This window comes from Streptomyces sp. CT34, from assembly GCF_000805335.1.
Lineage (GTDB): Bacteria > Actinomycetota > Actinomycetes > Streptomycetales > Streptomycetaceae > Streptomyces.
This window is the reverse complement of sequence record NZ_KN708638.1, coordinates 3,566,136-3,571,966: the sequence shown is the minus strand read 5'-3', so window position 1 is coordinate 3,571,966 and position 5,831 is coordinate 3,566,136. Positions and strand designations below refer to the sequence as shown.

Sequence of the window (5,831 nt, the reverse complement as noted above, 5' to 3'; positions counted from 1 at the left end):
CCACCCCCAACAAAAATCCCGACCGCCGCGCCGTCGTCTCCTGCCCCCGAATCCCGACCGTCGCGTCCCGTCTCCCATCCGCCGCCTCTCCCATCCGCCGCCTCTCCCGTCCGCCGCCTCTCCCGTCCGTCGCACCTCCCGTCCGTAGCACCTCCCGTCCGCCGTCTCTCCCGTGCGCCGCCCCTCCCGTCCGTCAACTCCGCCCGAGGAACACAGGGTTCGTCAGCGCGGCCATCGGCCCCGGCAGTCCCGCTGTCGTGGACGGGTGGCGGACCTCGGCGCGTATGTAGGAGGCGTAGTCGGGCGTGCTCTGCCAGCTGACGGTGCCGTTGCCGGAGGGCGGCAGCGGGGCGGAATACAGCCTCCCCTGGTCGGTGACGAAGGAGACCGTGCAGCCCGGCGCGCCGGAGACCTTCAGCCGGGCGGTGACCTTCGCCGTCCGGGGCACCGCCAGGCGCTCGCCTGTCCCGGCGTGCTCGCCCCGCTCACCGGTGACGCCGAACGACAGGTCGATCCGGGCGGATTCGGCGATCCAGACGCGGCCCGCCCGGATGCCGTCCTGGAGGGCGCGGCGCGAGAGGTCGTCGGCCAGGACGACGGTCTGCGGGAGGCCGACGACGTCCGGATCGCGGTGGGCGTCGCTGTGGCCCACGGCCGGCAGCCAGTCGGCGCGGCCTCGGGCGTGCGCGACCAGGGTGTTGTCCCATTCGGCGAGGGTGGCCTCGTCGTCGGGGCCGTACGGGCCGTTCCACACCTCGACCGCGTCGGCCTCGTTCAGGCCGAACTTCCAGTTGCAGCCGATGCAGGTGGCGTGCGGATGCGCCGGGATGACCAGGCCGCCGGACCGGCGGATGGCGCGGGCGTACTTGCCGAACGCGTTGTCCCGGGCCCGGTAGCGCCAGTCGATGAAGGCGCCGGGGTCGGTGCCCATCGCCACCACGTGACCGTTGCGGGTGGTGACCTCCTCACCGGTCAGGATCAGCAGGTCATCGCCCCACAGCCCCTCCCAGGCGCGGTGGCCGGCCGTGGTGTTGTGCTCGGAGGTGGTGATGAAGTCCAGCCCGGCGGCGCGGGCCAGCTCCGCGATCCGGGCGGGCGTGCGCTTGCCGTCGGAGTAGATCGAGTGCAGATGGTTGTCACCCCGATACCATGCGCGACCGCGGCCACGCGCGCGCTCGGGTGGATAGACAGGGGACGGGGTCTTTCCCTGGGGGCCGTGGCGCAGGGTGATGGTGACCTCATAGGCGAGACCCTGCGGTGCGACCGTGTACGGGCTGAGGGCGATGTGCCAGGTGCCGGGGTTGACCGGGCCGGGCAGATAACCGGGGGTGGCGTCGTCGGCCCGCAGGAAGAACTCCGAACGCGCCCCGCCCGACCAGCCGCGGAACCCGGCGCCGCCCAGCTCCGTGCCGCGCTCGTCGAAGATGCCGATGTCGCAGGCGTTCCCGACGGTGCCGTCGGGAACGGCGGGCTTGTCGTAGCGGTAGGAGACGGCGATCTCCCGGACACCGTGCGGCACTTCGACCGGTAGATAGACGAAGTCCGGTGCGCCGGTCGGCAGATGTCCGGAGACCGTGCGGGTCTGCTCGGCCGGACCGTCCCCGGACTGCCCGGCGGCCGGTGCGGCATCGGCGAAGCTCACCCGCCCGAGCGTCATCGCGCCCGCCGCGCCGGCGGCTGCCGAAAGTCTCAGTACGTCGCGTCGTTCCATCCCCGCCCCCCGTGCGGTCGTTGGTGTGCCGTGTCGTCGCGGCCTTCTCATTTCGCCCTGTGAAAACCGTTGTACGCGCGTGTGACACGCGGGGAAAGCCCTGTGGATAACTCGCGGACGGTGAGGCAACATGCGGTCACCCACACGCCTGACGCGGAGGTGCCCCCAGCATGCGGATCGCGACCACGATCTTCCTGACCGACGAGACGATCCGGCCGGACCGGCTGGCCCGCGAGCTGGAACAGCGCGGTTTCGGCGGTCTGTATCTCCCCGAGCACACCCATATCCCGGCGGCCCGGGAGACGCCCGCGCCCATGGGGGAGCCGCTGCCGCGCGAGTACGGCCGCACCCTCGACCCGTTCGTCGCCCTCGGCCAGGCCGCCGCCGTCACCGAGCGGCTCGGCCTGGGTACCGGTATCACCCTCGTCACCCAACACGATCCGGTCGCACTCGCCAAGCAGATCGCGACCCTGGACCACCTCTCCGGAGGCCGTTTCACCTTCGGTATCGGCTACGGCTGGAACGTCGAGGAGGCCGCCGACCACGGGGTGGAGTGGTCGACCCGGCGCGAGCTGACCCGTGACCGGGTGGCCCTGATGCGCGCCCTGTGGGCCGACGAACCGACCGCCTACAAGGGCGAGTTCGGCTCCGTACGGGCGTCCTTCGCCTACCCCAAGCCGGTGAACGGCGCGCCGCGCACCCTGCTGGGCGGCGCGGCCGGCCCCAAGCTCTTCGGGCACATCGCGGAATACGGGGACGGCTGGCTGCCCATCGGTGGGCGGGGGCTGAGCGAGGCCATCCCGGCGCTGCGGCGCGTCTGGGAGGACGCCGGGCGCCCGGGCGAGCCGGTGGTGGTCCCGTACGCGGTCCGCCCCACCCCCGGGAAGCTGGCGCACTATCAGGAACTCGGCCTGCGGGAAGTCGTGCTCCAGCTTCCGCCGGCCGGCGAGGCCGAGGTCCTGCGGACCCTGGACGACTTCGCCCAGTATTTGTGAGGCCGCGGTCCGCGGTCGCCCCGGCAGTCTCGGAGCGGTTCCGCAGTCCCGGGGTGGTGCTGCAGTCTCGGAGCGGTGCTGCATGCCGTGCCGGTGAAGGGGCGGCGGGGTACCGGCGAGGGGGCGGCGGGCGAGGCCGCCCCCTCCGGCCGGCGCGGCGCGCCCTAGGACCATCGGTGTACGGCACTGCGCTGCGGGTCGGTACCGCAGACCGATCCGGACCGCTCCCGCCGGGCGTAGCGTCGTAGGTGAAGGCACTCGAAGGTCGCCGAAGATCGCACTCGAAGATCGAATTCCGCGCAGATCAAGGAGTTCCCATGCCTCGCCTCGACCACACGATCGTGCACAGCACCGACCGGTTCGCCTCGGCCCGCTTCCTCGCCGGCCTGCTCGACGCCCCCGAACCCAAGGCGTTCGGCCCGTTCGCCGCGCTCAAGCTGGACAACGGGGTGGCCCTCGATTACGCCGAGCATGTCGCCGGTGGCAGGGAGTTCGTCCCCACGCACTATGCGTTCCTGGTGACCGAGGACGAGTTCGACGGGATCATGGCGCGCATACAGGAACGCGAGCTGCCGTACTGGGCCGACCCGCGCCACACCAGGCCGCAGGAGATCAACCACCTGGACGGCGGCCGAGGCGTTTACGTCAACGACCCCGACGGCCACAACATGGAGTTCCTGACCCGGACCTACTCCGACGAGCTGCTGAACAGCCTCTGATCCACCCGTGATCAGCCAGTGGCCGACCACGGGCCGACCACTGGCCGACCTACTACGGGCCGACCACTGGCCGACCGCCGCTCGACCTCGGACCGATCTCTGATCCGCCCGGTACGTTCCGGGTGTCCCCGCCCTGCCCCGCCCACCAGGCGTCGCCGCCCGCCGCCTACCCCGACCCGGGCTGCCCCGTTCCGTCCGGAGACAACCTCCGCTTGGAGTGATCATTGGCACACCGATCGCCCCATATCCGGCGGCTGCGTTGTCGGTGGTCGCTCGTATGCTCAGGGGCATGACTTCCAGCGCCCAGGGACCTGACCAGGCATCCGACCGAGGCACCGAAGCCGAACCGGCCGCGCGGCCCGACCAACAGGGACGGCCGACGGCGAACGCCATGCGCCGTGCGCTCAAGCGCGCCCGGGACGGCGTGGCACTGGACGTCATCGAAGCGGCCGTGCTCCTCCAGGCGCGCGGCGATGATCTGGCGGACCTGTGTGCCTCGGCGGCCCGGGTGCGCGACGCGGGCCTGGAGGCCGCCGGCCGCCCCGGTGTCATCACGTACTCCAAGAGCGTCTTCATCCCGCTGACCCGGCTGTGCCGCGACAAGTGCCACTACTGCACCTTCGCCACCGTCCCCGGCAAGCTCCGCCGGGCCGGTCACGGGATGTTCATGTCGCCCGACGAGGTGCTGGCCATCGCCCGCCGTGGCGCCGAACTGGGCTGCAAGGAAGCGCTGATCACCCTCGGGGACAAGCCCGAGGAGCGCTGGCCCGAGGCGCGCGAATGGCTGGAGGCCGAGGGGTACGACGACACCATCGCCTACGTACGGGCGATAGCGATCCGCATCCTGGAGGAGACCGGGCTGCTGCCCCACCTCAACCCCGGCGTGATGTCCTGGACGGACTTCCAGCGCCTCAAGCCCGTCGCCCCCTCGATGGGCATGATGCTGGAGACCACCGCCGAGCGCCTGTGGAGCGAGCCCGGCGGTCCGCACCACGGTTCCCCCGACAAGGAGCCCGCGGTACGGCTGCGCGTCCTGGAGGACGCCGGGCGCAGCTCCGTGCCGTTCACCAGCGGCCTGCTGATCGGCATCGGGGAGACCTACGAGGAGCGCGCCGAATCGCTGTTCGCGCTGCGCCGCATCTCCCGCGCGTACCACGGCATCCAGGAACTGATCATGCAGAATTTCCGCGCCAAGCCGGACACGGCGATGCGCGGAATGCCCGACGCCGAACTGGACGAACTGGTCGCCACCGTGGCCGTCGCCCGGCACATCATGGGCCCCTCCGCCTGCCTCCAGGCGCCGCCCAACCTGGTGGACGACGAATACGTGCGGCTCATCGGGGCCGGCATCGACGACTGGGGCGGCGTGTCCCCGCTCACCCCCGACCACGTCAACCCCGAGCGCCCCTGGCCCCAGATCGACGCCCTGGCCGAGCAGTCCGCCACGGCCGGCTTCCGGCTCCGCGAACGCCTCGCCGTCTACCCGGAGTTCGTCCGGCGCGGCGAGCCCTGGCTCGACCCCCGCCTGCTGCCGCACGTCCGCGCCCTGGCCGACCCGGAGACGGGCCTGGCCCGCGAGGACGCCGTGGTGGAGGGCCATCCCTGGCAGGAGCCCGACGAGGGGTTCGTGTCCACGGGGCGTACGGACCTGCACCGCACCATCGACACCGAGGGACGGGCGGCCGATCGCCGGGACGACTTCGACGAGGTGTACGGCGACTGGGAGGCGCTGCGCGAGGCCGCCGCCCCCGGAATGGTGCCCTCCCGCCTCGACGCGGACGTCCGCCAGGCTCTCTCCCAGGCCGCCGACGATCCGACCGGGCTCACCGACGCCGAGGCGCTCGCCCTCCTGCACGCCGACGGCCCCGCCCTGGACGCGCTGTGCCGTATCGCCGACGACCTGCGCCGCGCCACCGTGGGCGACGCCGTCACCTACATCGTCACCAGGAACATCAACTTCACCAACGTCTGCTACACCGGCTGCCGCTTCTGCGCCTTCGCCCAGCGCCGCACGGACGCCGACGCGTACACCCTCTCCCTCTCCCAGGTCGCCGACCGGGCCCAACAGGCCTGGGACGTGGGCGCGGTGGAGGTCTGCATGCAGGGCGGTATCCACCCCGACCTGCCCGGCACGGCGTACTTCGACATCGCCCGCGCCGTCAAGGAACGGGTCCCCGGCATGCATGTGCACGCCTTCTCCCCGATGGAGGTCGTCAACGGCGCCACCCGCACCGGCCTGTCCATCCGGGAGTGGCTGAGCGAGGCCAAGGCCGCCGGCCTGGACACCATCCCCGGTACCGCCGCCGAAATCCTGGACGACGAGGTCCGCTGGGTCCTCACCAAGGGCAAACTCCCCACCGCCACCTGGGTCGAGGTCATCAAGACCGCCCACGAGCTGGGCATCCG

At 71.9% G+C, this 5,831-nt stretch carries 4 protein-coding genes; 3 read left to right on the top strand and 1 reads right to left on the bottom strand.

The window, feature by feature from the left end; all coding sequences use genetic code 11:
- Positions 1-193: 193 nt before the first annotated feature.
- Positions 194-1,711, bottom strand: a complete 1,518-nt coding sequence (locus RZ84_RS15530; protein ID WP_198539993.1) for a CehA/McbA family metallohydrolase — start codon at positions 1,709-1,711, stop codon at positions 194-196.
- Between the two features lie 170 nt (positions 1,712-1,881).
- Between RZ84_RS15530 and RZ84_RS15525 the strand changes: the two genes are divergently transcribed.
- The 3 genes from RZ84_RS15525 to RZ84_RS15515 form a co-directional block, all read left to right on the top strand.
- The gene (locus tag RZ84_RS15525) at positions 1,882-2,706 is read left to right on the top strand and encodes a TIGR03619 family F420-dependent LLM class oxidoreductase (RefSeq protein WP_043264820.1); all 825 of its coding nucleotides are present in this window, start codon (positions 1,882-1,884) and stop codon (positions 2,704-2,706) included.
- A gap of 317 nt (positions 2,707-3,023) precedes the next feature.
- A complete protein-coding gene (locus RZ84_RS15520; protein WP_043264819.1) occupies positions 3,024-3,425 on the top strand; it encodes a VOC family protein in 402 nt (133 codons plus the stop codon).
- A 391-nt stretch (positions 3,426-3,816) separates the two neighbouring features.
- A partial coding sequence (locus tag RZ84_RS15515; RefSeq protein WP_241778061.1) for a bifunctional FO biosynthesis protein CofGH occupies positions 3,817-5,831 on the top strand: 2,015 nt, incomplete at its 3' end.

Excerpts from the sequence above, each read along its gene's own strand:
- RZ84_RS15530 (WP_198539993.1), bottom strand. The coding sequence starts at position 1,711 with ATGGAACGACGCGACGTACTGAGACTTTCGGCAGCCGCCGGCGCGGCG.
- RZ84_RS15525 (WP_043264820.1), top strand. The coding sequence starts at position 1,882 with ATGCGGATCGCGACCACGATCTTCCTGACCGACGAGACGATCCGGCCG.
- RZ84_RS15520 (WP_043264819.1), top strand. The coding sequence starts at position 3,024 with ATGCCTCGCCTCGACCACACGATCGTGCACAGCACCGACCGGTTCGCC.